At 35.0% G+C, this 25,874-nt stretch carries 29 protein-coding genes; 24 read left to right on the top strand and 5 right to left on the bottom strand.

Going from position 1 to position 25,874, the window contains the following annotated elements; genetic code table 11:
* Positions 1–8: 8 nt before the first annotated feature.
* Both LJE08_RS03920 and LJE08_RS03915 read right to left on the bottom strand, forming a co-directional pair.
* Positions 9–908, bottom strand: coding sequence for a hypothetical protein (locus LJE08_RS03920; RefSeq protein ID WP_227402467.1), 900 nt, complete (start codon positions 906–908; stop codon positions 9–11).
* Positions 908–1,933: a peptidylprolyl isomerase gene (locus LJE08_RS03915; protein WP_117924791.1), complete on the bottom strand. Its 1,026-nt coding sequence runs from the start codon at positions 1,931–1,933 to the stop codon at positions 908–910. The genes LJE08_RS03920 and LJE08_RS03915 overlap by 1 nt, the downstream gene beginning before the upstream one ends.
* A 132-nt stretch (positions 1,934–2,065) precedes the next feature.
* Between LJE08_RS03915 and sufC the strand changes: the two genes are divergently transcribed.
* Genes sufC through LJE08_RS03875 form a run of 8 tightly spaced genes read left to right on the top strand, consistent with a single transcriptional unit; the run spans position 2,066 to position 8,899 of the window.
* On the top strand, positions 2,066–2,881 hold the full coding sequence (sufC, locus tag LJE08_RS03910) for a Fe-S cluster assembly ATPase SufC (protein WP_227402466.1): 816 nt from the start codon (positions 2,066–2,068) through the stop codon (positions 2,879–2,881).
* Entirely contained in the window at positions 2,874–3,647 is a 774-nt protein-coding gene (locus tag LJE08_RS03905; RefSeq protein ID WP_117924787.1) for a SufD family Fe-S cluster assembly protein, read from the top strand. Before sufC ends, LJE08_RS03905 begins: the two co-directional genes overlap by 8 nt.
* Entirely contained in the window at positions 3,634–4,875 is a 1,242-nt protein-coding gene (locus tag LJE08_RS03900) for an aminotransferase class V-fold PLP-dependent enzyme (protein WP_117924785.1), read from the top strand. The genes LJE08_RS03905 and LJE08_RS03900 overlap by 14 nt, the downstream gene beginning before the upstream one ends.
* 15 nt (positions 4,876–4,890) lie before the next feature.
* Positions 4,891–5,337 carry a Fe-S cluster assembly sulfur transfer protein SufU gene (gene sufU / locus LJE08_RS03895; RefSeq protein ID WP_117924783.1) on the top strand — a complete coding sequence of 149 codons (447 nt, stop codon included), beginning with the start codon at positions 4,891–4,893 and terminating at the stop codon, positions 5,335–5,337.
* Positions 5,321–6,733 (top strand): Fe-S cluster assembly protein SufB, encoded by a 1,413-nt coding sequence (sufB, locus tag LJE08_RS03890; protein WP_370633230.1) that lies wholly within the window; start codon positions 5,321–5,323, stop codon positions 6,731–6,733. The genes sufU and sufB overlap by 17 nt, the downstream gene beginning before the upstream one ends.
* Positions 6,726–7,223: a 5-formyltetrahydrofolate cyclo-ligase gene (locus LJE08_RS03885; protein WP_227402465.1), complete on the top strand. Its 498-nt coding sequence runs from the start codon at positions 6,726–6,728 to the stop codon at positions 7,221–7,223. The genes sufB and LJE08_RS03885 overlap by 8 nt, the downstream gene beginning before the upstream one ends.
* Positions 7,220–7,840, top strand: coding sequence for a GDSL-type esterase/lipase family protein (locus tag LJE08_RS03880; protein ID WP_227402464.1), 621 nt, complete (start codon positions 7,220–7,222; stop codon positions 7,838–7,840). The genes LJE08_RS03885 and LJE08_RS03880 overlap by 4 nt, the downstream gene beginning before the upstream one ends.
* Positions 7,841–7,855: 15 nt before the next feature.
* Positions 7,856–8,899 carry a hypothetical protein gene (locus tag LJE08_RS03875; RefSeq protein ID WP_186998806.1) on the top strand — a complete coding sequence of 348 codons (1,044 nt, stop codon included), beginning with the start codon at positions 7,856–7,858 and terminating at the stop codon, positions 8,897–8,899.
* Here LJE08_RS03875 and LJE08_RS03870 read toward each other — a convergent pair.
* Complete coding sequence (locus tag LJE08_RS03870; RefSeq protein ID WP_117924775.1) at positions 8,896–9,366, bottom strand: HD domain-containing protein; 471 nt, start codon at positions 9,364–9,366, stop codon at positions 8,896–8,898. The two genes, LJE08_RS03875 and LJE08_RS03870, sit on opposite strands and share 4 nt — an antisense overlap.
* Before the next feature lie 57 nt (positions 9,367–9,423).
* Positions 9,424–9,636, bottom strand: a complete 213-nt coding sequence (locus tag LJE08_RS03865) for a cold-shock protein (RefSeq protein WP_117924773.1) — start codon at positions 9,634–9,636, stop codon at positions 9,424–9,426.
* Between the two features lie 215 nt (positions 9,637–9,851).
* Here LJE08_RS03865 and LJE08_RS03860 point away from each other — a divergent pair, with 215 nt between their 5' ends.
* The 10 genes from LJE08_RS03860 (at position 9,852) to LJE08_RS03815 (ending at position 17,645) form a co-directional block, all read left to right on the top strand.
* On the top strand, positions 9,852–11,294 hold the full coding sequence (locus LJE08_RS03860) for a leucine-rich repeat domain-containing protein (RefSeq protein ID WP_117924771.1): 1,443 nt from the start codon (positions 9,852–9,854) through the stop codon (positions 11,292–11,294).
* A gap of 100 nt (positions 11,295–11,394) precedes the next feature.
* Positions 11,395–11,811, top strand: a complete 417-nt coding sequence (locus LJE08_RS03855) for a hypothetical protein (RefSeq protein ID WP_117924769.1) — start codon at positions 11,395–11,397, stop codon at positions 11,809–11,811.
* Positions 11,795–12,109 (top strand): PadR family transcriptional regulator, encoded by a 315-nt coding sequence (locus LJE08_RS03850; RefSeq protein WP_186998810.1) that lies wholly within the window; start codon positions 11,795–11,797, stop codon positions 12,107–12,109. The genes LJE08_RS03855 and LJE08_RS03850 overlap by 17 nt, the downstream gene beginning before the upstream one ends.
* Position 12,110: 1 nt before the next feature.
* A complete protein-coding gene (locus tag LJE08_RS03845; protein ID WP_186998811.1) occupies positions 12,111–12,998 on the top strand; it encodes a DUF1700 domain-containing protein in 888 nt (295 codons plus the stop codon).
* Entirely contained in the window at positions 12,991–13,461 is a 471-nt protein-coding gene (locus LJE08_RS03840; RefSeq protein WP_186998812.1) for a hypothetical protein, read from the top strand. Before LJE08_RS03845 ends, LJE08_RS03840 begins: the two co-directional genes overlap by 8 nt.
* A 195-nt stretch (positions 13,462–13,656) precedes the next feature.
* Positions 13,657–15,252, top strand: a complete 1,596-nt coding sequence (locus LJE08_RS03835; RefSeq protein WP_186998813.1) for an AarF/ABC1/UbiB kinase family protein — start codon at positions 13,657–13,659, stop codon at positions 15,250–15,252.
* Between the two features lie 11 nt (positions 15,253–15,263).
* A complete protein-coding gene (gene lspA, locus LJE08_RS03830; protein WP_117924757.1) occupies positions 15,264–15,758 on the top strand; it encodes a signal peptidase II in 495 nt (164 codons plus the stop codon).
* A complete protein-coding gene (locus tag LJE08_RS03825) occupies positions 15,740–16,654 on the top strand; it encodes an RluA family pseudouridine synthase (protein ID WP_227402463.1) in 915 nt (304 codons plus the stop codon). Before lspA ends, LJE08_RS03825 begins: the two co-directional genes overlap by 19 nt.
* Positions 16,651–17,133: a dCMP deaminase family protein gene (locus LJE08_RS03820; RefSeq protein ID WP_117571467.1), complete on the top strand. Its 483-nt coding sequence runs from the start codon at positions 16,651–16,653 to the stop codon at positions 17,131–17,133. Before LJE08_RS03825 ends, LJE08_RS03820 begins: the two co-directional genes overlap by 4 nt.
* Positions 17,134–17,165: 32 nt before the next feature.
* Positions 17,166–17,645, top strand: coding sequence for a diguanylate cyclase (locus LJE08_RS03815; RefSeq protein WP_227402462.1), 480 nt, complete (start codon positions 17,166–17,168; stop codon positions 17,643–17,645).
* A 36-nt stretch (positions 17,646–17,681) separates the two neighbouring features.
* On the opposite strand, the gene rnhC is transcribed toward LJE08_RS03815, so the two are convergent.
* Entirely contained in the window at positions 17,682–18,530 is an 849-nt protein-coding gene (gene rnhC / locus LJE08_RS03810) for a ribonuclease HIII (RefSeq protein WP_227402461.1), read from the bottom strand.
* 63 nt (positions 18,531–18,593) lie between these two features.
* Here rnhC and LJE08_RS03805 point away from each other — a divergent pair, with 63 nt between their 5' ends.
* Genes LJE08_RS03805 through LJE08_RS03780 form a run of 6 tightly spaced genes read left to right on the top strand, consistent with a single transcriptional unit; the run spans position 18,594 to position 25,669 of the window.
* Positions 18,594–20,906: an endonuclease MutS2 gene (locus LJE08_RS03805; RefSeq protein WP_227402460.1), complete on the top strand. Its 2,313-nt coding sequence runs from the start codon at positions 18,594–18,596 to the stop codon at positions 20,904–20,906.
* An 8-nt stretch (positions 20,907–20,914) separates the two neighbouring features.
* Positions 20,915–22,672: an excinuclease ABC subunit UvrC gene (gene uvrC / locus LJE08_RS03800; RefSeq protein WP_217256756.1), complete on the top strand. Its 1,758-nt coding sequence runs from the start codon at positions 20,915–20,917 to the stop codon at positions 22,670–22,672.
* A gap of 35 nt (positions 22,673–22,707) precedes the next feature.
* Positions 22,708–23,748 carry a D-alanyl-D-alanine carboxypeptidase family protein gene (locus tag LJE08_RS03795; protein WP_227402459.1) on the top strand — a complete coding sequence of 347 codons (1,041 nt, stop codon included), beginning with the start codon at positions 22,708–22,710 and terminating at the stop codon, positions 23,746–23,748.
* A gap of 8 nt (positions 23,749–23,756) precedes the next feature.
* Complete coding sequence (locus LJE08_RS03790) at positions 23,757–24,224, top strand: metallophosphoesterase (protein WP_186998819.1); 468 nt, start codon at positions 23,757–23,759, stop codon at positions 24,222–24,224.
* A gap of 16 nt (positions 24,225–24,240) precedes the next feature.
* A complete protein-coding gene (locus LJE08_RS03785; protein ID WP_117924739.1) occupies positions 24,241–24,915 on the top strand; it encodes a UDP-N-acetylglucosamine pyrophosphorylase in 675 nt (224 codons plus the stop codon).
* A 52-nt stretch (positions 24,916–24,967) separates the two neighbouring features.
* Positions 24,968–25,669 carry a biosynthetic peptidoglycan transglycosylase gene (locus LJE08_RS03780; protein ID WP_117924737.1) on the top strand — a complete coding sequence of 234 codons (702 nt, stop codon included), beginning with the start codon at positions 24,968–24,970 and terminating at the stop codon, positions 25,667–25,669.
* Positions 25,670–25,874: the final 205 nt, after the last annotated feature.

The raw sequence follows: 25,874 nt of genomic DNA, 5'->3' as shown, positions 1-25,874 counted from the left end.
CCTTTTATTTAGTCGTCTAATTCAGATAAATCTGGTCTAGAAACTAGATATTCAGGATTGTTTGCCTTTAAATTATTGAATACATCTTGATCGTGTACTTCAAAATTATATTTCTTTAAATAATAAACAAGACAAGCTTTTGTGACGTCATCATCACTGCTCAATGTTGTATATACATCATCTTTAATGTCTTTATATGTATTAGATACTAATACGGCAACATATGCATATGTTGTTCCACTGCTTTCGTTTGTGAAGACTTCGTCAATGACTCCGGCTTTTTTTGTCTTTGACAATGTATTGATCAAACGAGTTGATAAATCCGTTGTCTTTGTCGTTACCAATGTTTCTTTTCCAGAATATTTTGCAGAATCAACCATGTATTGTTGAGCTACTTCTTCTGGATCTGTTCCGTTCTTTAATGCCTTCAAAGCTTTTTTAGCAGTTGCCTTATTCTCACATTGAATGATACGAGCTTTACTTGGTTTATATGTTTTTTGGATGTCTTTCTTTGCGTCTGTGAAGTATTTTTCGGTTAATTCACTTGCTTGTAAACTTGGGATTAGAACTTTATTCATATATTGTGTGCTGTTTTTATATCCCAATGATTGAATTTGTTCATCAAAGTTTTCCATGTTTTCTTTGTAGTTGTTAACTTGTTCTTGTGCTTTTTCCTTCATTTCCTTTGTAACTTTGACTTCTTGTTTGTAGATAGCCTGTTTTACAAGTTCCATTGTAAGATCTGTACCAGTAGATATTTTTAACAAATCATATTCATCACCCTTAGTGTATTTTGTGTCACCAATAGTCATAATTGTTTCATCTTTATCCTTAATAGTTGCGGTTGCTCCAGAGCATCCTGTCAACATCATGGCAGCACATACGAATAATATAGGTGTCTTTTTCATTATTGATCACCTCCATAAGTTGTTTTTACATAGCTGTCGAATTTTTTCTTTGTGTCTTTATCGTTGAATTTAATATCTAATTTTTTTGCATACGAATCTAAAATCTTGTATGAAAGAGAAGAATCGCTGTTTAAGATGGCATACAATGCTTGGTTTGAAACGGTGTCACTTTTTGCGTTAAAAATCTTCTTTGAATTTGTTTCTTTTACATATACCTTATATAAGCTTGTTCCACTTGAACTTGTAACTGTGATCCAGTCACTTGTTTCACCTTTTTTAAGGCCGATTGCAGCTGTCACTACATCAGCAGGAACAGTTGATGTTGAATTTGAGCCTGAACTTGTTGAGTTTGAATCTACATATCCTGCAAATCCATTTTTATTAGCGGTATTTGAATCTTCAGAGAAGGCTTTAGCGACATCCGCAAAGCTTTCTTTTTCTAAAGCCTTATCAATATTACTTTTCTTTTTAGTTTCTGTTTCTGTTAGATTATCGGCATCACTAACATCCATTTTAATAATGGATACGGTTCTTGGGCTTTTATCTTCCCAAGCTTTTTTCACTTCATCAAAATGTTTAGTGATATATTTTTTATTCATTTCTTTTTCTTTTACACTTGTTAAGCAATAATCATTAAGTTCTTCATAGGATGCATAACCATATTTGGCAAGCTCTGTTGTTAGTGTAGATTCATAGTCATCACTTTGACTAGATGCGTTAGATTTAATATTAGACTCTAATGTGCTTGCCTGTTTCTTTAAATCTTTTGTAGTTTTGATAGATTGATCGATAACGGCATTTTTATACATATTGTAGATAGTAGAGCCATCATAAGGTGTGGATTCATCATATAAATCATCAGCGGTAATGTCATCCTTATTAATAGAAGCAATAACTTGTTCATTGTTGGTTGTTTTTGCGGAAACATTATCTTTATTGGTGTCGTAGATGAAGTAGCCAATAAAACCAATAATGATGATGGCAATAAGTACAACAAACCAGTTATTTCGTAAAATATCAGTCATAATTAACCTCCTTGAGAATGTCTTTTCAATTATACGAGATATCTTTTTAAATTGCAATGAAGGCTCGAGATGTATTAATTGAGATTTTAATAATTATTTGGTATTATATTGCAGTGAAAAGAGGTAGAAGGTATGGCAGATTTGGTCATTAAGGATCTTCATGTATCCGTGGAGAATAAAGAAATTTTAAAAGGGTTGAGCTTAACTGTAAAATCAGGTGAGCGTCATGCTCTAATGGGACCTAATGGAAATGGTAAGTCTACATTGCTTGCAGCCATTATGGGTAATCCAAAATATACAGTTACATCTGGTTCGATTACATTAGATGGAAAGGATGTACTACAAATGTCAGTCGATGAAAGAAGTAAGGCAGGACTTTTCTTGGGTATGCAATATCCTAGTGTTGTTTCTGGTGTTACAAACTCTGACTTTTTAAGAAGTGCAATCAATGCGCGTTTAGAAAAACCAATCTCATTATTTAAATTTATCAAAGAAATGGATAAAGCTATTGAACAATTAGAAATGAAACCAGACTTGGCTCATCGTTTCTTAAATGATGGTTTTAGTGGTGGTGAAAAGAAACGTAATGAAATCGTTCAAATGATGATGTTAAAACCGGCAATTGCGATGTTGGATGAAATTGACTCTGGACTTGATGTCGATGCATTGCGTATTGTTTCTGATGCCATCAACCAATGTCAGCAAAAAACAGATCTTGGTTTATTGATCGTATCTCACTATGCACGTTTCTATGAATATTTACAGCCAACACATGCTCACGTATTAATGGATGGACAAATTGTTGTATCTGGTGATGCAAGTTTAGTTGAAAAAGTTGACCAGGATGGATATGAATGGATTGAAAAAGAGTACCACGTAACCGCAAATAAAGAAGAAGATAAACAACCTATTTCTTTAGGTTCTTGTGGAGCTAAAAAATATGCTTAATCGCAAGGAAGTACACAATAGCGAAACTTTAAACATTCAAATTGATCGTCATGATCAAAAATCATATTTAATTGAATTGAGTAAAGATTGTACAAAATTTGATTTGAATGTGGAGTGTTTAGAAAATTCTTTTTCAAAATTCTTTATTTTAAACCATGCTGAAAGTGCGTGCGAATTAAACATTAATATGGTACTTAAACAAGATGCCAACTGCCAAATGGGTGTCTTGGATCTAGAAAAAAGCCCGTTGAAATGGAATCACTATGTGGATCTAAAAGAGCAGGGGGCTGAATATGAAATTTTAAGTGGTCAATTATGTCAGGAACACATCGAAAAAGTATGCGATATGGAAGTAAGACATAATGCGCCTCATACAAATGGTCAAATGAAAAACTTTGCCGTTTTATTTGATCATGGACAATATCAAATGGTTGCCAATGGAAATATCAAAAAAGGATGTTTCGATGCTCAGTCTCATCAGGCAACGCGTGTATTAACTTTGGGTCAGGGACATAAGACAAAAGTTATTCCACTGTTATTAATTGATGAAAATGATGTAAAGGCAAGCCACGCTCTAACAATTGGACAGCCAGATGCTGATCAGCTATATTATCTACAGTCTCGTGGATTGAGCACAAAACAAGCTGTTGGATTGTTAAGCGTTGGTTATTTCTTGCCAGTTATTGATTTAGTAGAAGATGAAGAATTGAAAGATAGTCTTCGTCAAGAAATGGAAAGTAAGGTTGGATTATATGGACATCAGTAAAATTCGTAAAGATTTTCCGATTTTAACGCGTAAGATGTCTGATAAACCTCTAGTGTATTTAGATAATGGGGCTACGACATTAAAGCCTCAACCCGTGATTGATGCCGTAGTGAATTATTATACATACCTTGGTGCTAATGCTCACCGTGGTGATTATGAAATGAGTGCACAGGTCGATGCGGCTTTTGAAGGGGCTCGTGTTCGTACTCAAAAATTCTTAAATGCGAAACACAAAGAAGAAATCGTTTTTACTTCAGGCTCGAGTGAAGGTTTGAATCTTGTAGCTATGATGGTTACAGAACAGCTTTTACATGAAGGTGATATCATTTTAAGTGACGAAAGTGAACATGCCTCAAGTATCTTGCCTTGGATGCAAGCGGGAAAGAAAAAAGGGACTAAAATCGATTACATTCCTTTGGATGAAGAGGGTAAGATCACAGTTGAAAACTTTAAACGTGTCTTAACTGATCAAGTTAAAGTTGTTGCGATGGCGATGGTTTCTAATGTTTTGGGTTTTGTGGCTCCCGTTAAGGAAATCGCCAAGATCTGTCATGAACGAGGCATTTTGTTAGTGATTGATGGAGCGCAGAGTACTCCTCATTTAAATATTGATGTGCAGGATTTAGATTGTGATTTCTATGCGTTTAGTGCTCACAAGATGTGTGGTCCTACAGGCGTAGGTGCTTTATATGGCAAGAAAAAATGGTTGGATCAACTAGAACCAATTTTCTATGGTGGTGAAAGTAATGCGCGCTTTGACAAGTCTTGTTCATTAACTTTAAGGGAAACGCCATTAAAGTTTGAATCTGGAACACAACCAATTGAAGGTGTAATTGGTATGGCAGCTGCCATGGATTATTTGGATGCGATTGGAAAAGAGAATATTCATGCGCATGAAGTAGAATTAAAGGAATATTTCTTAAAAAAAGCAGAAGCTTTAGGGAATATTGTTGTATATAACGAAAATGCGAAGAGTGGAATTGTGACATTTAATGTGAAGGATAAAGATCAAATGATTTTTGCACAAGATGTCGCTAGCTATTTAAATACATTTGGCATTGCCGTTCGTTCAGGACAGCATTGTGCTAAATTACTTCCGGAAGTGTTGAAGACTCCGGGTACTTGTCGTGCAAGTTTCTATTTGTACAACACAAAAGAAGAAGTCGATCAATTGATTGATGCTTTGAAGAATGCGACAGTGGAAAACTGTGTCAGCATTTTCTTTTAGGAAGGAAGCTTAATTATGTCAAATATTGATCCAATGTTGATGCGCCAGATTATTATGGATCATTATGACTATCCTCGTAATAAAGAATTGACAAAAGACAATGGTTACATGTCACGTCATATGGCGAGTGATTCTTGTATTGATGATATTACGGTGCAGACAAAAATTTCAGATGGAAAAATTGATGATATTCGTTTTGATGGGGTTGCCTGTACAATTTCAACAGCTTCGACTTCAATTATGTCTGAACTATTAATAGGAAAGACAACAGAAGAAGCAAAAGAAATTATGGACAATTATTTCAAAATGATTGATCAAAAAGAATATGATGAAGATGTTTTAGATGAGGCCATAGCGTTTCAAAATGTTGGAAAACAAGCCAATCGTATCAATTGTGCCACAATTGGATGGAAGGCTATGCGTGAAATGATTAAGGAAAGTGAGGATGGAAAAGATGAGTAACGAAAAAGATATCACACTTTCTAGTGAATATGAATATGGTTTTCATGATGAAGATGTCAGTGTTTATAAAACCCAAAAGGGATTGAATGAAGAAACAGTTCGTACGATCTCTAAAATCAAAAATGAGCCTGAATGGATGTTGCAGCTAAGACTTGATGCATACCATTCTTTTGAAAAGCAACAAAATCCAAATTGGGGTCCAGATTTAAGTGAAATCAACTTTGATGACTATACATACTACATCAAACCAAGTGATAAGCAGGAAAAGTCATGGGATGAAGTTCCAGATACGATTCGTAATACGTTTGATAAGCTAGGAATTCCGGAAGCGGAACAAAAATTCTTGGCCGGTGTATCTACACAATATGAGAGTGAAGTTGTATATCACAATATGTTAGAGGAAGTGGAAGAGAAGGGTGTTATCTTCTTGGATACGGATTCTGCATTAAAGGCATGTCCAGATTTATTAAAGGAATATTTTGGTAAACTTGTTCCTTATACAGACAATAAATATGCAGCTTTAAATACAGCAGTATGGTCTGGTGGATCCTTTATTTATGTACCGAAGGGTGTGAGGCTGGAAAAACCACTTCAATCCTATTTCCGTATCAACTCCATGCAGATGGGACAGTTTGAAAGAACGTTGATCATTGTAGATGAGGGTGCTGATGTACATTATGTAGAAGGATGTACTGCGCCAACGTATTCAAAAGATTCTTTACATGCGGCAGTTGTAGAAATTTATGTACATAGGAATGCGAAGTGTCGTTATTCAACGGTACAAAACTGGTCAAGCAATATCTTGAACTTAGTGACTAAGCGTGCAAAAGTATTTGAAAATGGACACATGGAATGGATTGATGGAAATGTTGGTTCCCATGTAAATATGAAGTATCCAGCTTGTATTTTGGCTGAGCCATACGCAAAGGGAACAACGATTTCGATTGCGGTAGCCGGTGAAAACCAGATTCAGGATGCAGGAAGTAAAATGATTCATTTAGCTCCTCATACTTCTAGTACAATTATTTCTAAATCTATTGCACGTAATGGTGGTGAAGTAAACTATCGTGGTTGGGTAACACATTCTAAAAATGCAGCATATGCCAAGAGTAAAGTAGAATGTGATACTCTGATTTTAGATAAGAAATCACGTAGTGACACAGTTCCGATGAATGTATCTTATAATGATACGTCTCAAATTGAACATGAGGCGACAGTTTCAAACATTAGTGAAGAACAATTGTTCTATTTAATGTCTCGTGGTTTAACTCGTTCTCAAGCTACGGAAATGATCGTTATGGGATTCTTAGAACCATTTACGCGTGAACTTCCAATGGAATATGCGGTTGAATTGAATCAAATGTTGAAACTGGATATGAGTGATAGCATTGGATAAGCGAAAGTTGTGCATTCAAAGGCGTAGTTCATTATCAAATTCAAAAAGATTTGAAAAGGAAAAGGCAATCACTAATTGTGTTTTGCCTTTTTTAAAAGGAAAAATAGGAACATATATTCCAATTCGAAATGAAGTGGATGTATATGCAAAGTTTCGTGATGAATTTGATTTATATATACCTAAGACGTTAGATGATACTACGATTGCCTTTTATTCGGATTACGAAGAAAAAAGTAAGGGGCCATTTTCAACAATTGAACCCATTGGGATCCATGAGGTAAAAGATTTAGATGTGATTCTAGTACCGCTCGTTGGATTCTTTGGTACGTATCGAATGGGGTATGGAAAAGGCTATTATGATCGGTATTTAAGTAAAAGTTCTGCATTGAAGATTGGGGTAGCATTTGATGTGCAGGAAATGGAATTTGATGTAAAACCAACCGATGTAAAGTTAGATATGATCATTACAGAATCGAGGATATTACGATGAAGATATTATTTTTTGGGGATAGTAATACGTGGGGCTATGATACCAAAAATGCGTCTAGACAACCAAATCGTTTTACGCAGCTTGTTAAAAAGGTATTTAGTGAACATGAAATTATTGAGGAAGGCTTATGTGGTCGAACATTGTGCTTGGATGATCCGTATGATGCAGATCGTAATGGAGCTAAAATGATTTCGATGGTTTTAAAAACGCATGCTCCCATTGATGTTGTGTTTATTATGTTGGGAACGAATGATGCGAAGCGTCAATTTTCAACGAATTCCATTTCTTTAGAGAAAGGGATTCGTACTTTGATGTATAGAGCTTTAAATCCGGAAAACTATCGTGATGGATCTAAACTACCTAAATTTTTTGTGGTGTGTCCACCTAAAATGAATGTGGATGGCTTAAAGAATGAAAGAACAGTTAGTAATTTTGGTCAAGCTGGATTTGATATCTTAGCGAATACAAAGCCATACTTAGAAAAAGGTTGTTCTGGTTTGAATGTAGAAGTGATTGATACGAGTGCTGTAGCTGGAAGTCTGGATGGAATCCATATGGATGAGAAGGGTCATAAACTTGTGGCGGATGCCTTGATATCTATGATTAAAGAATTATAAGAAGGGAGATCATCAATGAGTGCTTATACAAATGGTTTAGCGTTATGGAAGCATTTTGAAGAAAAACAGGGTGCAATTATTAATTGTTTAAAGGCCGAACAATATGAGGAATTAAACGAATTGATTCAAGAATTGGATGAAGAGGTAATGGAAATTAGTGGTGCCCATTTCTTTGTCGAAAGCTTTTATGATTCTTTTGAGATGACCTTTGACACAGGTCCAAATAAGACAACGCAATATTTGTGTCAGATGCTTTGTGACATTGCACCTAAGAGTGTGAAACAAAAGTGGATCATGAATGCGACTTTACCGCCTATGTCGCAAAAGGCGATTCAGGCCATGGTTCAAATCAAAAATGAGGAATATACTTTAGCAGATTTTCATGTATTCTATCAAATTGAAAATGATATGTTGGATTGTAAAGTATATTGTCCTGGATTTAATTTAATTGGTAATCCGGAAAATAAAAAAGAAATGAGTATGTATCTTATGGAGCTTGCGATTGGCCAGCTTGCGTATGAGGCATATATTTGTCGTGTTGATTTTATCGATACGCCAGACTCAGATATGAAGTTCTGTCAAATGATTGATTTTTATGAAGTGATTATGGCTCTTGTTGAGAAGAATCATTGGAAAGTGTATGATAAGCCAATTGATATTTATTCGGTATATCAGCCAATTCAGGATTTTGCGCACGATGCCTTAAGAAAAGATATGAAGCTTATTTTTACTACGCATCCTTTATTGGTGGAACAAACGATTGAGGAAAAGGAAGAAGTGCTTGCAGATCTATCGAGTAAAGATGGTGAGTTTGGCTATGTGTATTATTCGAATCCTTTCCATAATAAAGAAGATGCTTTGTATCGTCAGAAATTATCGAAACAATTGGATGAAACTATTTCTAAGGTGCATGCAGGTAAAGTGGTTGGGGGAGCTATTGGTAAGAGCTTTTCCTATATTGACTGGATTGTGTATGATAAAGACGTATTTATGAAGGTGTTTAATCAATTAAAAAAACAGCTCGATGCGAGTGTCGAACTGTATTATCAAAAATTTTAATGACTTTGAATGTCAGCGCAAGCGTTAAGCAGGCGCTGTCTTTTCATTCCTGTGATTTCTTTTTCGGGATTTTCTAAGAAACGAGCTAATACGTCAGCGTCTTTTAAGGCTTCACAAAGTGGTGAGTCAAAAGATTCTTTTTTGGAATGTTGACGAATCGCATAAGTAATATCATCTATTTCTGTAGTTTTAAATAAGCCACTTTCTTTTAAGTACTTATAGGCGTGAAGACTTGATAATTTAGCATGTTGAGAATGTGGGCAGTTATCAATAAATTGAGCGTAGTCATGAAATAGAGCAGCTACTTTAGCTCGTTCTAGATTTGTGCCTCTTGCCATGGCAATAAATGTAATGGAAAGGTCCACACTAGCTGTATGGGTAAGGGCGGATACTTTTAAATCTTCATTATAAATTTTGGCATATTGAGAATATACATATTCTTTTACTTTTTCATATCGCTCTAACATAAAATCCCTCTCTTTCATGAAAAAAGCGCACATTGTGCGCTTGATTCGAACAAATTTCTACGCAGCTGTATCTACAACTGTGACATTGTTAGCCTGTTGTCCACGATTGCTTTCAACAACGTCATAAGTAACAGTTTGTCCTTCTTCTAAAGTTTTAAATCCTTCAGAATTAATTGATGAGTAGTGTACGAATACATCTTTTCCATCTTCACTGGTAATGAATCCATAACCCTTTTCAGCGTTAAACCATTTTACTTTACCTGTGCTCATGCCTATACCTCCTGGACTAAGCCAATATCCTTTGACCGTTAAAATAGAAAGTATTTGCATACAATAGCATTTATCACAATCAGAATACGAGTCTAATCCTTAACTGCTTTCATTTTAGCATTTTCTAACAACATTGTCATTAAAAAAACTATTTTTATATAGTTATTATGTTATATTTTGATTATAATGAATATATAAAGGAGGGCATTTGTTTTATGCTTATTCAAGATGATGCGTTACGTAGTGTAATTGCGCGTACTTTGCGTGTTAAAGAAGAAGAACTAAACGAAAATTTGATGAAGGAATTGATCCATTTAGAAGTACAAGATCATGAAATAGAGAATCTAGAAGGTTTGCAGTATGCGGAAAATCTAGAAACTTTAAATGCGAGCAATAATAAGTTGCAGACATTGGATCCAATCAAAGATTTACATAATTTAGTTTGTTTAAATGTTTCTCGAAACCAATTAAGAGATTTGCAGGCTTTACATGGTTTTAGACAACTAAAAAAATTAAATATCTCAAGAAACAATTTATATACAATGGATATTTCAAGTATTGCTGCTATGATTGATTTGGAAGTATTGAATCTTTCCAAGGCGAAAGTTGATAGTTTGATTTATTTAGAGCACTGTAAGAAGTTAGAAGAGGTTCATATCAATACTGAAAATGGTCCTTTTAGTTATGCCATCTTAGGGGTGCTTAAAAAATTAAAGAAATTGGATATGGGTGGTATGCGTTTATTCAATATTGAAGATTTAACATATCTTTCTAATGTTGAAGAATTGGATTTAAACACAAACTTAATGTCGGATCTAAGTCCATTGTTGTCAATGAAAAATTTAAAGAAATTGAATGTATCTAACTGTCCATATTTAAAGGATTATTCTATGCTCAAGGAATTTTCAAATCTTAAATCTTTGAATATTTCTTATAATGAACCAGAACACTTTACATTCTTGAAGGAATTAAATCATTTAGAATCTTTGTCTATGGAGCAGACTGGATTTAAGGACATGTCTTTATTGAATAACTTGGGTGATTTAAAAGAATTGAATGTTTCAAAAAACCGCTTGAAGAGTTTAGAAAAATTCGCAAATGTTGAGCATTTGGAAAGTGTAGATGCGAAGTTCTGTCAATTAACAGAGATCAATTTTTTAAAGAATGCGAATCAATTGAAGCATTTAAATTTATTCACAAACCGCATCAAGGATATACGTATTTTAAAGGATGCCAAAGACATGGTGTATTTGAATGTGGGTCGTAATAATATTAAGGATATTACTTGTTTAAAGGATATGAAACAATTGGAAATCATTTCTTTGGAAAACAATAATGTTAAAGATTTGACACCATTAAAAGAATTAACAAACCTTTGCGATGTGGATCTATACAACAATGTCATTGAGGATTTAACACCATTAGAACATTTAGAGTTTATTTCTTATTTGCGTTTGGATCACAATGCGATTACAGATTTAACTCCATTATCTAAACTTAAATATTTACGTTCACTAACTTTGAAGGCAAACTACATTACAGATGTAACTCCATTAAAAGATCTAGAATTATTAGAAGCTTTACGTTTGGATGATAATCCAATCCAGGATACAAGCGTACTTGAGAGTATGGAGTTCTACGAAAAATTTACGAACTAACATAAAGCCCCTTGTTTAAAGGGGCTTTTACTAAATATATAGCACAGTACTTGACAATCTAAGGTAGTGTGCATATCATAATAGTGAATGAGGTGATATTATGAAGCCTAGAGCGGTCATTTATTGTTCTAAGCATGGCTCGACAAAAGAATATGCGCAGTGTTTAGGTAAAAAAAAGAATCTTCCTGTGATTACGATTGACCATATTTCGGGATACTCTTTCCAAAATATTCCAGTGTATTTTTGTGGTTGGATTCGTAATGGAAAAATCATGGGGTTGAATAAAGCTTCGAAATTATTTATGTGTGTTCAAGTAATTGGTGTGGGTGCCATTGAATATAATGAGGCGTATGAATTGAAGTTAAAATACAAGAATGGGATTGTGAATCCAAATTTTAAGTATGTACAGTCGATTCGTAATCTTTCATTGACAACTTTGGAAAAGATGTATGTAGATGTGTTTCAGCCATCATTAATGGGAAAGAACAGGGGTGAAACGCATGAATACTCAATTTAAAAAAGGTGTTTTAGAGTTGATTGTATTAAAGGCTATTGTATCGGATGATCTATATGGGTATCAGCTTGTGTCTCGTATCAACGAGGTGATTCAAGTAAATGAAGGTACGATTTATCCTTTGTTGAAGCGATTGTCGAACGATCGTTTGTTGGAGTCTTATTTAAAAGAATCTACAGAGGGTCCTCCAAGAAAGTATTATCATATCACAAATTTAGGACTTGAAAGATATGATGCATTATTATCGGAGTGGACGGATTTTTCAGATAATGTAAATGCATATTTGAAAGGAGTGGAGTAGAGTGTTAAAAAAGGAATTTTTGGATGTTTTAAATCAAAAGTTATCGTTGATTAGCGATAAAGAAAGAGAAGACATCCTATTAGAATATGGAACATACATTGATGACAAAATTGCCAGTGGTGTTGCTGAAGAAGAGGCGGTTGCTGGTTTTGGCGATGTGGATGAGTTGGTAAAAGAAATTTTAGATGCTTATAAGATCAATACGGATTCGATGGATCCATTTTCAAATCGTGCAGATAAAACGATTGATAAGGTGTATGTGAAGGTAGAGGAATTATTTTCTAAGCTAGGTAATTTTTCGATGAATGAAATTTTTCACATTTTATTTGATGCGATTGTTTTAGTGTTGATTATGTTGATTGGAAAAGTCATTGTGGTTGATATATTATGCCAATTCTTATTGTCGATGATTTTTTCGTTCTTTGTCGGATTCTATATGATCACAGATTTTATGCTGAGTCTATGTCGTATCCTATATTTATGTTTAGCCATTTATTTCTTTGTGAAAGTTATGGCTAAAAGAGTGGAGCGTTATCGTTTGCATGCGCATAATGTCGGTGTGATGGATGATATCAAAGATACTTGGAATGATAATATTAAATCGAGTGATTTGCCTCCAACGCCTGAGCGTCCTTTGTATCATGAAAGAAAGCCAAGACATCTTGAATCCGATGTCTTAAAGGTGATCTTAGTCTTGGCTATGATACCTGTAGCTTGTGTTTTGATTGGCAGTGGTATTGGTTTAGTGGTGTTAATTTATGTCAGTGCTATGTATGCCACAACAAGCGCTGGGTTATATTGTATGGATATTGCCTTTGTGTTAGGAAGTTTGGCAATACTATTGATGTTAGTTCGTGCTTGGCCTAAGAGGGTGGATACAAATGCGTAAGTTAGGTTTATTACTTGTTGTTTCAATCTTATTATTTGTGTTTGGTTGTGGAACTTTTGTATATGAATTGAGTCAAATTAGTCCAAATCAAATTGATTTGTCAAAAGAAACGCAGACTATGACAACGACAATGCCAGATAGCTGTCACTTATATACAAAGACGTATTTAAGTTCGGTTGGCGATGTACGTGTAGTTGTGGATGAAATGGTGGAAGATGATCAATTGCCAGATAATTCATTGGTGATCACATATCCTAAAATGCTTCATGTTGTGCAGGATGAGGATAAATTAGATTTGCAGATGGATGATTATGAGATGTCAAAGAATCTTCAAACCATATTTAATACGTTTAAATCAAAGCGTTATGATGAGTATTGTGCAAAGAATGGTGAAATTCATGTGAGTATTCGTTATGGCAAGAGTTTAAAGGATAAAATCACATTCGTCGATGACTACTATTAAGGAACAGTTTATACTGTTTCTTTTTGATTTTTAACAAGTGTGTTAAAATACTGTTATGGTGAAAAATAATAGAGACTGGAGTCATTTGTTGAGAATGATTCTGGTGGGTGATAAAAAGAAGTCAAATTCGCTAAGGAATTTAAAAAGGGGTAAAGTGACAAATACGCCTTTACGTAGAAAGCAGGATGTGAAACGATGAGTGATACGAATACGATGTCAACGAGTGCAAGGTTTGCGCAGATTGTATCTATATTAAGAAAGCATCATATCCAAAAGGGAATGGATCCCGTTAAGTTACGTATGATACTTGAAGACTTGGGTCCTACTTTCGTTAAGATTGGACAAATTATGTCGACAAGACAGGATCTATTTTCTGAGCGTTATTGTAAAGAGTTGATGAAGCTTCGCTCGCAGGCAAGTCACATGCCTTTTTCTATGGTTGAACAAATCATTCAAGAGACGTATGGCGATTTATTTCAAGAAGAGTTTGAAAGTATTGATGAGGTTTGTCTAGGTTCAGCATCTATTGCGCAGGTGCATGCAGCTACTTTGAAGTGTAAAAAACGAGTTGTACTTAAGATTCAGCGCCCTAAGATCTATGAGTGGATGGAACGTGACGTGGCCTTGTTAAGGAAGGCTGTTAAGATATTGAATCTTTCAGATATTGTATCAAGCGTAGTGGATCTAGATATGGTCATCGATGAATTTTGGACAACCGCAAAACAGGAGATGGATTTTACGATTGAAGCGCAATTTGCGAAACGCTTTAAGAATGATTATAAGGATTGTAAGTTTATTGATGCGCCAAAGATTTATGATGAATATACAAGAAAGAATATTCTTGTGATGGAATATGTAGATGGCATTGAGATTAGTGATTCAAAAAAATTAGATGAACTGGGCTATGATCGTAGTGAGATAGCGGATAAATTGGCATTTAATTATATTTCACAGATTATTGAGAATGGTTTCTTTCATGCGGATCCGCATTCGGGAAATCTAAGAATTCGTGATAATCAAATCGTATGGATCGATTTTGGTATGATGGGCACTTTAGATGCGAATGAACGTGAAACGATGAAGGAGGCTGTTCGTGCAATTGCCTTGAGGGATACACAAAAATTAGTGGATTGTATCTTGATGATAGGGGATTGTAAAAAGGAGATTGATTATACGGCTTTTTGTGCGGACATGGATCGTTTTGTGAATCAATATTTGAGTGTTCCATATTCAGAGATCGATGTCGCCAAACTGATTCAGGATATGTTTTCGATTTGTCATGTATATTCGATTTCTTTGCCTAAAGGCATTAGTATGTTAGCTCGTTCTATGATGACGATTGAAGGAACGTTAACTGCTTTAGATTCGAATATGAATACGATGAAGATTGCGATGAGTCATAAGACAAGTTTGACAAAAATTGATTGGGAGAAAGAAATAAAGTCGGGATTTAAGCGTGGTATTGATGCGCTTTCTCGTTCGGTTGATATTCCTGTGCAGGCAAGCGATGTGTTGAAGATGGTTCAAAGAGGACAGATCAAGGTCAATTTGAATCTAATGGGTTCTCAAGCTCCACTTGCGAAGATTGATCAGATGGTGAATCGTTTGATTGTATGTGTGTTGATTGCCGCTTTGGTTATGGGTTCAAGCTTGATTTGTACGACAAAGATGAAGCCGATGATTATGGGAATACCAGCACTTGGATTTTTTGGATACATCATTGCGATTGGGATGAGTGTATGGTTGTTTTTTAAGATGTTATTTTTGCATCGAAAAAACAAGTCATTTTAAAGGGGAAGTATATGAAAAAAGGTAAAACTACAGTGGCTTCACTATTGATTGTGTTGGTCACTTTGGGATTGGATCAATGGACAAAGTGGGCTATTGAGAAGTCTATCGCATTAAATGATTCGGTTGAAATGATCAATCATTTCTTTTATTTGACATATGTTCGAAATACAGGGGCAGGTTTTAGTATGTTTGCGGGAGCTGGAATGGGTTTCTTTGCCACACTTACCATTATTGCCTTAGTAGGTATGGTATATATGTTTTTTAAAACGAATGATTCGCGTTATCAGATTTGTTTATCTTTAGTTTTTTCGGGAGCTATTGGAAACTTTATCGATCGTATGACGCTAGGTTTTGTAAGAGACTTTTTTAGTTTCTATATTTTTGGCTATCCATTTCCCGTATTTAATGTAGCGGATATCTGTATAACAGTGGGTATCGCATTAATATTAGTAAGTATGTTTATAGATGATAAGAAGGAGCAAGAGAGATGGAAACAAGAATCTTAAAGATAGATGGAGATACTAAATTGGATCGTTTGGATAAGGTTCTTGCGGAAAAATTGGATTTTTCACGTAAGAGAATTAAGGATTTATTGGACGAAGGAAATGTCTTGGTCAATCAAAAGGTGATGAAGGCAAGTTATAAAGTTAGCGTAGGAGATGAAATCGCGGTTTCTATTCCTGAACTAGATTCCACGGAAGTTCTTCCTGAACCAATTGATTTGAATATTGTATATGAGGATCATGATATTATTGTGATCAATAAGTCAAAGGGCATGGTTGTGCATCCAGCTCCTGGTCATTATTCTGGGACTTTAGTGAATGCGTTGTTGTATCATTGTAAAGATTTGAGTGGTATTAATGGGGTGATGCGTCCAGGTATCGTACATCGTATTGATAAGGATACGTCAGGATTATTGGTTGTTGCCAAGAATGATGTGGCCCATGAATCTTTAAGTCAGCAATTACAGGATAAAACGTGTCATCGTGAATATGTAGCTATTGTACATAATCCTTTTACGCACGAGCATGGTACGATTCATGCACCAATTGGTCGTGATGAAAAGGATCGTCAGAAAATGGCGGTTACCGCAAATAATTCGAAGGATGCGATTACACATTTTACAGTATTAGAAAACTTCAAGAAATTTGCGTATATCAAGTGTCAGTTAGAGACAGGTAGAACACATCAGATTCGTGTTCATATGCAGTATATTGAACATCCAATCGCAGGAGATCTCAAGTATGGTCCTAGAAAAACAATTCAGGCCAATGGTCAGTTGTTGCATGCGTGTGCGTTGGAATTTGTGCATCCTACGACAAAGGAAAAGATGCGTTTTGAGATTGGTTTAGAACCTACTTTTGAAAGAGTTTTAAATGAACTTAGAAAAGGGGAAGAATAATGCGTGATGATGTATTAAGTTGGGATCAATATTTTATGGGCATGGCTCATTTGAGTGCAAAGCGTTCAAAGGATCCAAATACGCGTGTAGGAGCTTGTATAGTCAATCCTCAAAAAAGAGTGGTTGGACTTGGATACAATGGTTTTCCTTATGGTTGTGAAGATGAGGAGTTTCCTTGGGATCGAGATGGTGAATTTCTCGAGACTAAGTATCCCTATGTTGTGCATGCTGAATTGAATGCAATCTTAAATAGCATTCAAGACCTTCATGGTTGTACTTTATATGTATCGTTATTTCCTTGTAATGAATGTGCAAAGGCCATTATTCAGGCTGGTATTTCTTGCGTAGTATATGAAAGTGATAAGTATGATGGAACTGAAGGTAATATTGCGAGTAAGCGTATGTTTCATGAGGCGGGAGTAAAGCTTGTACAGCTTCCTTATGAGATTGATGTAGAAACAAAAATCAGTGAGCGTTAAGTCATCCAATTAGATGACTTTTTATTTTAGTTGTGGTAAATGAAGAGGATGCTTTTGCGAGTGTTTTAACACTGAAAAAGAATTATATGGTCATGGTCATCTGTGAAATATTGATTCTCTTATTGTATTGTGGATTCTATATCGCAATAGTTCGTAGAATTTCTAAAAAATCTGATGAACTTAATGAAGATTTAAATGGACTTAAAGAAATTAATGATAAAATAGGACATATCGCAGGTGATACACTCATTATTACTGCATCATATGCTCTACAAGAAATCTTCTTAGATAATTCCTATCGTGTAGGTGGAGATGAGTTTGTGGTCATTGGACAAGATGTATCCGAACTCTTATTCTTTGATCAATATGCAAAATTACTTAAACGAATGAAAGAATTAGAAATCAGTGTTGCGACAGGTTGTGTGTGGAAAGAAACTTGTTCAAATCTATCTGAAACTTTACAAGAAGCGATCAAAAGATGTATGAAGATAAAGAGCGATATTATTCTTTAGTTGAAAATGATCGAAGAAGACAAAAAAGATTGGAAATTAAACTCCAATCTTCTGTGTGTTTTTGAAATGAAGCTTTGCCACTTGGTAAAGCTTTTCTTTTCCAAATTTTTGTACGAATTTCTTGCCGCACACATCCACCTTGCTTCCGGCACCTTTCTCAAATTTAAAATCATATTTTTCTTCCATAAGATCCCACGTTTCTAGAAAGGCATTTCTTGCCAGGATACTCGCACAAGCTACTGCTAGGTATTTGTTTTCGGCCTTGGTCTCAAAAGTGATACCTCTAATGACTTCAGGAAAGCCTTGTAAGTAGCGATAGTAACTTTTTTCTTGCACAAACTGATCAATAACAATCTGCTTAGGAAGCGTATATCCTTTATGCACCAAATTTACATAAGCCTGGTTATGCAGGCGACACTTCATATCCACCATATTACAAGTATCATGCATGTCATTATATTTTGTATTGGGAACAATCAAAATACTATGTGGACATACTTCCTTGATGATAGGTGCAAGCTTACGAATCTTAACATCATCCACCTGCTTTGAATCTTGAATGCCAAGATGTGCAAGTTTTTTGCGAGCCTTGTTTGTGACAATACAGCTAGCTACTACAACTGGACCAAAATAATCACCAGTACCCACTTCATCGCTACCCGCTTGATCTTGTGCTTCACTATTTGTTTGTTTTGGTTCTAACCAAGAAAGATCGGCTCCCTGAAATACAACTTTACCACTTGTATATGCCGTAATCGAACATTCTTTCGTCTTGATTTGATAGTACGTATACTGTGGTGTACTTTCTTTTAATATAAAAGGAGATAATCTATTTTTTAATTGAAAGATCTCTTCTTTTGTCATATTCTTTGTCAATGTTGCCATTTTAATCACCTTATTTAGTTTACCATAAATTTTGTGTTAAAATAGGTGAGAACGGAGTATTTTATGGAACAAAATTTTAGAAACGAATTAAACCAGGCTATTGATTTTTCAAGTGTATTAACACAGGTTTCTGCATTTTCTAGCTTTTCTTGCACCAAAGAAAAAATTTTAAATGCGTTACCTGTATTTGATAAATTAGAAATACAAGAACAATTAAACTATGCCAAAGAAGCCATTCAGTTTGAACAAGCCGGAGGCTTACTTTCTTTATCAGGAGCGAATGATATTTCTTTACCAGTCTCAAAAGCTTCGAAACAGATGACACTAACAAGTAAAGAATTGATTTCCATCTACCATTTTTTAATGGCTGTTAAACAAGCCAAACAAAGCCTGGATGAATCTGACTATCCAAAACTGACAAATTTAGCTCAATCTATGGATGGATGTACACGTTTGATGGATTCTATCATTTCAAAGATTGATCTAACAGGATCAGTCAAAGAAGATGCGACACCCGCATTAAAAAGTATGCATAAGGCGTTGGTAGATACGCGCTTAGCATTACAATCAAAATCAAGACAGTTTTTAAAGAAGAACAGTTTAAAACTTATGGAAAATATGACGACAACTGTATCTGGACGTGTTGTTGTCTTGGTTCGTGCCCAAGACAAGAATGCCTTTGGCGGTATGATTCATGGACAATCAAGTTCAGGACTCGCCTATTATGTTGAACCATCCAGCTTTGTAGCTGATAATAATGAGATTTCTTCTTTGATGATTCGAATTGAAGAAGAAAAGAAACGAATCTGTAAGGAATTGTCGATGCAAGTTAAGAAAAATGCGTTGTCTTTAACTTCGGCATTAGAAACATTAACTGTAATTGATGTAGCTTTCACAAAGGCAAAATGGGCAGTACGCTATGATGGATGCATTCCATCTTTACAATCAAGAGATCACTCTATGTATTTAGAACATGCCAAACATCCTTTGATTGATGAAAAGAAAGTGGTTTGTAACACATATGAATTAAATGATAAACAAGCTTGCCTTATGATTTCAGGACCAAACATGGGAGGTAAGACTGTCACATTAAAGACAATTGGACTCTTTGTAGCTTTGGCCCATGCAGCCTTTCCCGTATTATGTCATAAAGCCATTCTACCATTCTATCAATCGATGTATTTTGACATTGGAGATCATCAGTCCATTGAAAATAACTTATCGACTTTCTCAAGTCATATTTCTCGTTTGTCTCATATTTGTCAGAAGAGTGATGAGAATAGTTTTATCTTATTGGATGAAATTGGAAATGGTACCGATCCATTAGAAGGAGCCAGTCTTGCGGTTGCGATTTTAGAGTATTTGATTTCAAAAAGAAGTACGATCATTACTTCAACTCACTATTCGCAAGTAAAAACATATGGAAAAGCAAATGATTCTGTATTAGTATCGAGTGTTGAGTTTAATCCAGAAACATTAAAGCCAACCTATAAATATATTCCTGGTGTATCTGGAGCAAGTTATGCCTTTCATATTGCCAGAGAATACAATTTAGAAGAGTCCATTTTAGAAAGAGCGGATTTTTTAAAGAATGAAAATGAAAAGCAGACAGAAAAAGAATTGGAGAAATTAGAAAAACTTCAAAATGATGTCTTGAAACAAAAGGAGCGTTTTAATCAATTGATTGAAGATGCGCACCGCGTTCAAAAGGAGGCTTGCGAAAAAGAAAAAGAAATCGAAAAGCGTAAGGCCCAATTGGATGCATCGTATCAGGAACAATTGAATGAGATGCTCGAAAAGAAAAAGGCAGAGGCCAAAGAAATCTTAACTGTGCTTCGTAAAGAAAAGACGGGTAAGCAGCATAAGCAGATTGAAAAGATGCATGAACTGGATCTTTTAAATGAGCATGTTGAAGAAATCGAAGACGATAAGAAAGAATTTAAGGTTGGTGATTATGTAAAAATCACAGGTTTAAATTCGCATGGTGAAATTGTGGATATTCGAAGAAATGAAGCTACCGTTTTAACGAATGGTATGAAGATGAAGGTGAAAATTTCTAAGTTGGAGCCTATGCATAAGCCACAAATCAAGAAAGCAACTTATAAAGCGCATGTAGAATCGGTATCCAGTCGTTTTCCTTTGGAGTTGAATCTAATTGGAATGCGTGTTGAAGAAGGCGTTGCTGCTTTAGATAAATATTTAGATCAAGCTGTCGTTAAACACATTAAACAAGTACGTATCATTCATGGTATGGGTACGGGTGCTTTGCGTACAGCCGTATGGAAGGATTTAAAGAAACAACCAAATGTTTCTAAGTTTAACAGTGCCGGTCCAAGTGAAGGTGGACTTGGTGCAACTATCGTTATATTAAAGTAGGGGATAAAATGAGTGTTTCTAAACATTTACAAGATAAATTAGCCTTACTTCCAGATTCTCCTGGTTGTTACATCATGAAAGATGAAAATCAGAATATATTGTATGTGGGAAAGGCCAAAGTATTAAAGAATCGTGTGCGTTCTTATTTTCATGGTACCCACAACAATAAGACGACGCGTTTAGTGTCGCACATTCGTGATTTTGAATTTATCGTGACGGGCAGTGAAAAAGAGGCTTTATTATTAGAAATCAATTTAATAAAAAAACATACGCCACCTTACAACATCATGTTTATGGATGATAAGACATATCCATATATTGAGATTACAAAAGAGAATAATTTTGTGGTGCGTACAACACGAAATATCAAAAATAAAAAGAGTGAATATTTTGGACCGTATCCAAGTAGTCAGTCGGCTTATGAAATCGTGAAATTGATCAATCAGATCTTTTGCGTACGTAAATGTCGTCATATTCCAGATTCTCCGTGTTTGTACTATCACATGCACCAATGTCTAGGACCTTGTATTCATGAGATTGATCCTAAGGAAAACGAAGTGACGCGTAAAAAAATTAAGAAGTTTTTGCAGGGAGACACCAAAGAGGTGATGGATTCTTTGCAGGCTAAAATGATGGAGGCCAGTGAAAACTTGCAGTTTGAAAAAGCACAGGAAATCTATAATACGATCCAAGCATTAGAGCATGTCATTGAAAAACAGACGATTGACTTTAAAGATCGTGCTAATCGTGATGTATTTGGATATTATGTGGATTCTGGATATATTTCTTTTCAAGGTTTCTTTATTCGTCAAGGAAAATTATTGGAGAGAAATATGTCAATTACACCGTTATATGAAGATGAGATGGATGCCTTTACTAGCTTTATCATGCAGTATTATGAAAAAAATGTGGTGCCAAAAGAAATTTTGGTGCCGTCCGGAACGCCTGTGGATGTTTTAAAGGAAGCTTTAAATACGAATGTGCATATTCCAGTTCGTGGTGAAAAAAAGAAACTGATAGATTTAGTTTATAAAAATGCCAAGGAAGCACATGAACAGAAGTTTAAACTGGTATTTCGTAAGGATAATGAGTTGCGTCAGGCCAATGAAATGTTGTCAAAAATATTCAATGCGGATATTCATACGGTTGAAATGTTTGATAACTCCCACATCCAAGGTACGTTTAATGTGAGTGGTTTGGTTGTCTTTAAGGATGGCTTACCCGATAAGAATTCATATCGTCATTATAAATTAGATGGGTATCGCAGTGATGTGGACAGTATGAAAGAAGTCATTTATCGAAGATACTTTCGATTGTTGAAAGAACATTTGCCGATGCCAGATTTATTGTTGGTGGATGGTGGTGCTGCACAGATTGCTGCGGCCAAAGAAATTATAGATATGTTGCAGCTTGATTTAAGAGTGGCAGGACTTGTAAAGGATGATAAGCATGCGACAAGAGCGTTGATGGATGTGAATTTAAATGAAATTCAGATTGATTCCAAATCGAGCTTATTCTTCTTATTAACACGTATGCAGGATGAAGTGCATCGATTTGCGATTTCATATCATAGAAAACTTCGAAATCAGTCTATGACAAAATCTGTATTGGATACGGTGAGTGGTATTGGGCCGAAGCGTAAAAAGGAATTGTTGAAGCATTTTAAAAGCATGAAGCAGATGCGTCTTGCGAGTGTAGAACAATTGAGTGAAGTGATTCCAGAAGATGTGGCTAAGATTCTATATGCTCGTTTGCATGAGAAGTAATAGTCTAGTATAATGGGGTGCGTGAGGTACTTATTTTGATTAGTAAAAAAGAATTGCGAGCACGTATTTTATTGATTGTGGTTTGTCTAGCGGTTGGCTTATATTGTCTATATACTATGGATAAATCGTACGATCCTTTAGCTCGATATCCTTATACAACCGATGAAAATCGTGATGTTTTATTAAAATATCTAGATAGTGATGATATTGATTATTTGGTAAATCAACATATTACTCCGGATAAATTTATGGATTTTATAGAGTTGAAAGATTTCGATTTAAAAAATACGTTATATTATAAAGAAGCCAAGGAAACGCAGGATGCAGATAATGAATACATCGTCAATTTTGTGAATCGTTTTCGAAAGAATTTTTCGTATGATTCTTTAAAACAAATGTTGATGCACTATTCATATATTGATTTAACGACGTTCTATGAAAACGAAGCTGTATTATATTCAGATTTAAGATTGATTGCTGATCCAACCAATCCGTATGCTGTATTAAATCAGGAAAATACGGTATATAAGTATATACCAGAAAAGATTACGACATTTAATACTATCTTTGTTCAAATATGTATGGTCGAAGATCTAACGAATATGTTAGATTCGTATGCGTCTGTTATGGATGGTCAGGATCATTTGAATTTGGTCAGTGGTTATTTGAATTATGAACAAATTCTAGATCAATATGTCAATGCATCCAAAGAATATGAGGGTGTTGATCACTATATGTTTAGTGCCGGCAAAAATGAGCAGCAACTCGGGTATACGATTGTATTAGAGGGCCATGATGAATGGATCGATCTATGTAGGCAATATGTCGATGATGAATATGATTATTCAAAAGTCGAAGAAGAACTGTCTGAAGAAAGTAAAAAGCGTATGGAATGGATTGAAGAAAATGCGTATCGCTATGGTTTTGTAATTCGTTACCAACAGGAACAAGAAAAGAAGACGGGACATTGGTATCAGCCTTTTATGCTTCGTTATGTGGGTGTAAAAACCGCAAAATTAATGCATGATAGCGGCAAGGGTATGGAACAAATGTCATTTCCGGATGAATTGGAGTAAAAGACTTTATGAAAATAGTTGTTGTGAGTGATTCTCATGGAAGAAACGATATATTAAAAACAATCCAGGAAAAACATCCGAATGCGAAATTGTTTATTCATTGTGGTGATTTAGAGGATGATCCGATGAATTTTCCAGGCTATATCATTGTGCGTGGAAACAATGATTATTTTGGTCGTTTTGAAAATGAAAGAATCATACCGATTGGTAAACATCAAATTTATGTAACACATTCTCATCGGTTCTCTTATTTTTTAAGAAGTGAGCAACTGGTGAATCGTGCTAAGGAATTGAATTGTGACATTGTATGTTTTGGACATACACACGTATCATTTTTAGATCGTTTCGATGGTGTTACATTAGTAAATCCAGGATCTTTATCGCATTCTAGAGATGGAAAGCCATGTAGCTATGCGATTTTAGATATAAATGAAGATGACGTTCAGGTTGAATTAAAATTTGAGCCTGAGTGGTAAGAAAGAGGGAAGTTTTATGTACAAAATAAGCGAATTATATGATTTAGATCATACTTTGGCAAAAGATTATTTAGCAAAGTTTGAATATCCTTGGCAAGCTTTGTCGGGAATCAAAGACTTGATTTTAGAACTGGGTAAAAACTTAGGAGAAGATTATGTGGAAGTCAAAGAACACGTATGGGTACACAAGAGTGCCAATGTCTTTGAAAGTGCATATCTAGGAGCTCCATGCATCATTGGTCCTGAAACAGAGGTTCGTCATTGTGCTTTTGTGCGTGGAAGTGCTTTAGTGGGCGCAAACTGCGTAGTTGGTAATAGTGTGGAATTAAAGAACTGTATTTTATTTGACAATGTAGAAACACCTCACTACAACTATGTAGGAGATAGTATTCTTGGATATCATTCTCACTTGGGTGCTGGGGGTATCACAAGTAATTTAAAGAGTGCTCGTGACAATATCATCTTAAGAAGAAAAGATGAAAATTATAATGTGGTTGAAGAATTTGAAACAGGATTAAGAAAAATCGGTGCCTTTATGGGTGATTATGTAGAAGTTGGATGTAACTCTGTACTTTGTCCAGGAACGATTATTGGTCCACACACAAATGTATATCCACTATCTCGCGTGCGTGGCCAGATTGCGGCAAATTCAATCTTTAAAGATGATTCACACGTGACTTTAAAGGATTAATCTTACGAACTTGTAATTTTACAAGTTCTTTTTCTTATGTTAATGTTTAGGTATGAAAAAGTTTGTTAAGTTTATATTTAAATTATTATTAATCTTGATTATTGCCTTTGTAGGCATCTTTTTCGGCAAAGGATATTGGGGTTATTTAGAATTAACAAAATCTCAATCTGTGGATGATGTGGTAAGTGAAGTCACATCTAGATCTACTTTTGTCGGATATGATGATTTATCACCTGAACTCGTACGAGCAACAGTGGCAATAGAAGATCGTCGTTTTTATGATCATAGAGGCGTTGATTATATTGGGCTTATGCGTGCACTTGTATCCCAATTTGATGATGATCTATTAAAGAGTGGTGGTTCTACGATTACGCAGCAATTGTCTAAAAATTTATATGGTATGTTTGATGGTACGTGGGATCGTAAAAGTACAGAATTATTTGTAGCGCGTTATTTGGAGAAGCATTATTCTAAAAATGAAATCATTGCCCTATATGTGAATGTGATCAATTATGGAAATAACTATACAGGTATCTATGAAGCAAGTTATGGATATTTTGATACAGATCCAGAAGATCTGACTATAGCGCAGGCTTCTTTACTTGCAGGGATTCCCCAATCGCCAAATAATTATGAATTAGTTTATCATTTTGCCCAAGCCAAACAAAAACAATATGCCGTATTAAAGGCGATGGCTGAGTGTGGCTATATTTCAGAGAGTGATATTGCGACATATTATAATGCATCTGTTTAAGGATGCATTTTTTTCATCTTTTCTAAAATAGTTTAATAAATTTCGTATATGAGTATGTAGAAAGTGCCTACTAGAAAAGAGATGCTCATGAGGAGTGCAAATTTATTAAATGATTTCGCCTTTAAATATGTCTTTGGCGAAGATTGTAAAGAGATAATATGAAGTGACCTCCTATTGTCAATACGTGGATTACGACTCATAATTG

The organism is Holdemanella sp. DFI.5.55 (assembly GCF_020593575.1).
Taxonomy (GTDB): domain Bacteria; phylum Bacillota_I; class Bacilli_A; order Erysipelotrichales; family Erysipelotrichaceae; genus Holdemanella; species Holdemanella hominis.
Note: the sequence above shows the minus strand (reverse complement) of the source record. Positions and strands in the feature narration are given on the sequence as shown.

Excerpts from the sequence above, each read along its gene's own strand:
- LJE08_RS03915 (WP_117924791.1), bottom strand. The coding sequence starts at position 1,933 with ATGACTGATATTTTACGAAATAACTGGTTTGTTGTACTTATTGCCATC.
- LJE08_RS03835 (WP_186998813.1), top strand. The coding sequence starts at position 13,657 with ATGAGTGATACGAATACGATGTCAACGAGTGCAAGGTTTGCGCAGATT.
- LJE08_RS03855 (WP_117924769.1), top strand. The coding sequence starts at position 11,395 with ATGAAGCCTAGAGCGGTCATTTATTGTTCTAAGCATGGCTCGACAAAA.
- LJE08_RS03870 (WP_117924775.1), bottom strand. The coding sequence starts at position 9,366 with ATGTTAGAGCGATATGAAAAAGTAAAAGAATATGTATATTCTCAATAT.
- uvrC (WP_217256756.1), top strand. The coding sequence starts at position 20,915 with ATGAGTGTTTCTAAACATTTACAAGATAAATTAGCCTTACTTCCAGAT.
- LJE08_RS03900 (WP_117924785.1), top strand. The coding sequence starts at position 3,634 with ATGGACATCAGTAAAATTCGTAAAGATTTTCCGATTTTAACGCGTAAG.
- LJE08_RS03825 (WP_227402463.1), top strand. The coding sequence starts at position 15,740 with ATGGAAACAAGAATCTTAAAGATAGATGGAGATACTAAATTGGATCGT.
- LJE08_RS03790 (WP_186998819.1), top strand. The coding sequence starts at position 23,757 with ATGAAAATAGTTGTTGTGAGTGATTCTCATGGAAGAAACGATATATTA.
- sufU (WP_117924783.1), top strand. The coding sequence starts at position 4,891 with ATGTCAAATATTGATCCAATGTTGATGCGCCAGATTATTATGGATCAT.
- LJE08_RS03920 (WP_227402467.1), bottom strand. The coding sequence starts at position 908 with ATGAAAAAGACACCTATATTATTCGTATGTGCTGCCATGATGTTGACA.
- sufB (WP_370633230.1), top strand. The coding sequence starts at position 5,321 with ATGGAAAAGATGAGTAACGAAAAAGATATCACACTTTCTAGTGAATAT.
- LJE08_RS03840 (WP_186998812.1), top strand. The coding sequence starts at position 12,991 with ATGCGTAAGTTAGGTTTATTACTTGTTGTTTCAATCTTATTATTTGTG.
- LJE08_RS03780 (WP_117924737.1), top strand. The coding sequence starts at position 24,968 with ATGAAAAAGTTTGTTAAGTTTATATTTAAATTATTATTAATCTTGATT.
- LJE08_RS03860 (WP_117924771.1), top strand. The coding sequence starts at position 9,852 with ATGCTTATTCAAGATGATGCGTTACGTAGTGTAATTGCGCGTACTTTG.
- LJE08_RS03880 (WP_227402464.1), top strand. The coding sequence starts at position 7,220 with ATGAAGATATTATTTTTTGGGGATAGTAATACGTGGGGCTATGATACC.
- LJE08_RS03805 (WP_227402460.1), top strand. The coding sequence starts at position 18,594 with ATGGAACAAAATTTTAGAAACGAATTAAACCAGGCTATTGATTTTTCA.
- LJE08_RS03850 (WP_186998810.1), top strand. The coding sequence starts at position 11,795 with ATGAATACTCAATTTAAAAAAGGTGTTTTAGAGTTGATTGTATTAAAG.
- lspA (WP_117924757.1), top strand. The coding sequence starts at position 15,264 with ATGAAAAAAGGTAAAACTACAGTGGCTTCACTATTGATTGTGTTGGTC.
- sufC (WP_227402466.1), top strand. The coding sequence starts at position 2,066 with ATGGCAGATTTGGTCATTAAGGATCTTCATGTATCCGTGGAGAATAAA.
- rnhC (WP_227402461.1), bottom strand. The coding sequence starts at position 18,530 with ATGGCAACATTGACAAAGAATATGACAAAAGAAGAGATCTTTCAATTA.
- LJE08_RS03875 (WP_186998806.1), top strand. The coding sequence starts at position 7,856 with ATGAGTGCTTATACAAATGGTTTAGCGTTATGGAAGCATTTTGAAGAA.
- LJE08_RS03865 (WP_117924773.1), bottom strand. The coding sequence starts at position 9,636 with ATGAGCACAGGTAAAGTAAAATGGTTTAACGCTGAAAAGGGTTATGGA.
- LJE08_RS03905 (WP_117924787.1), top strand. The coding sequence starts at position 2,874 with ATGCTTAATCGCAAGGAAGTACACAATAGCGAAACTTTAAACATTCAA.
- LJE08_RS03785 (WP_117924739.1), top strand. The coding sequence starts at position 24,241 with ATGTACAAAATAAGCGAATTATATGATTTAGATCATACTTTGGCAAAA.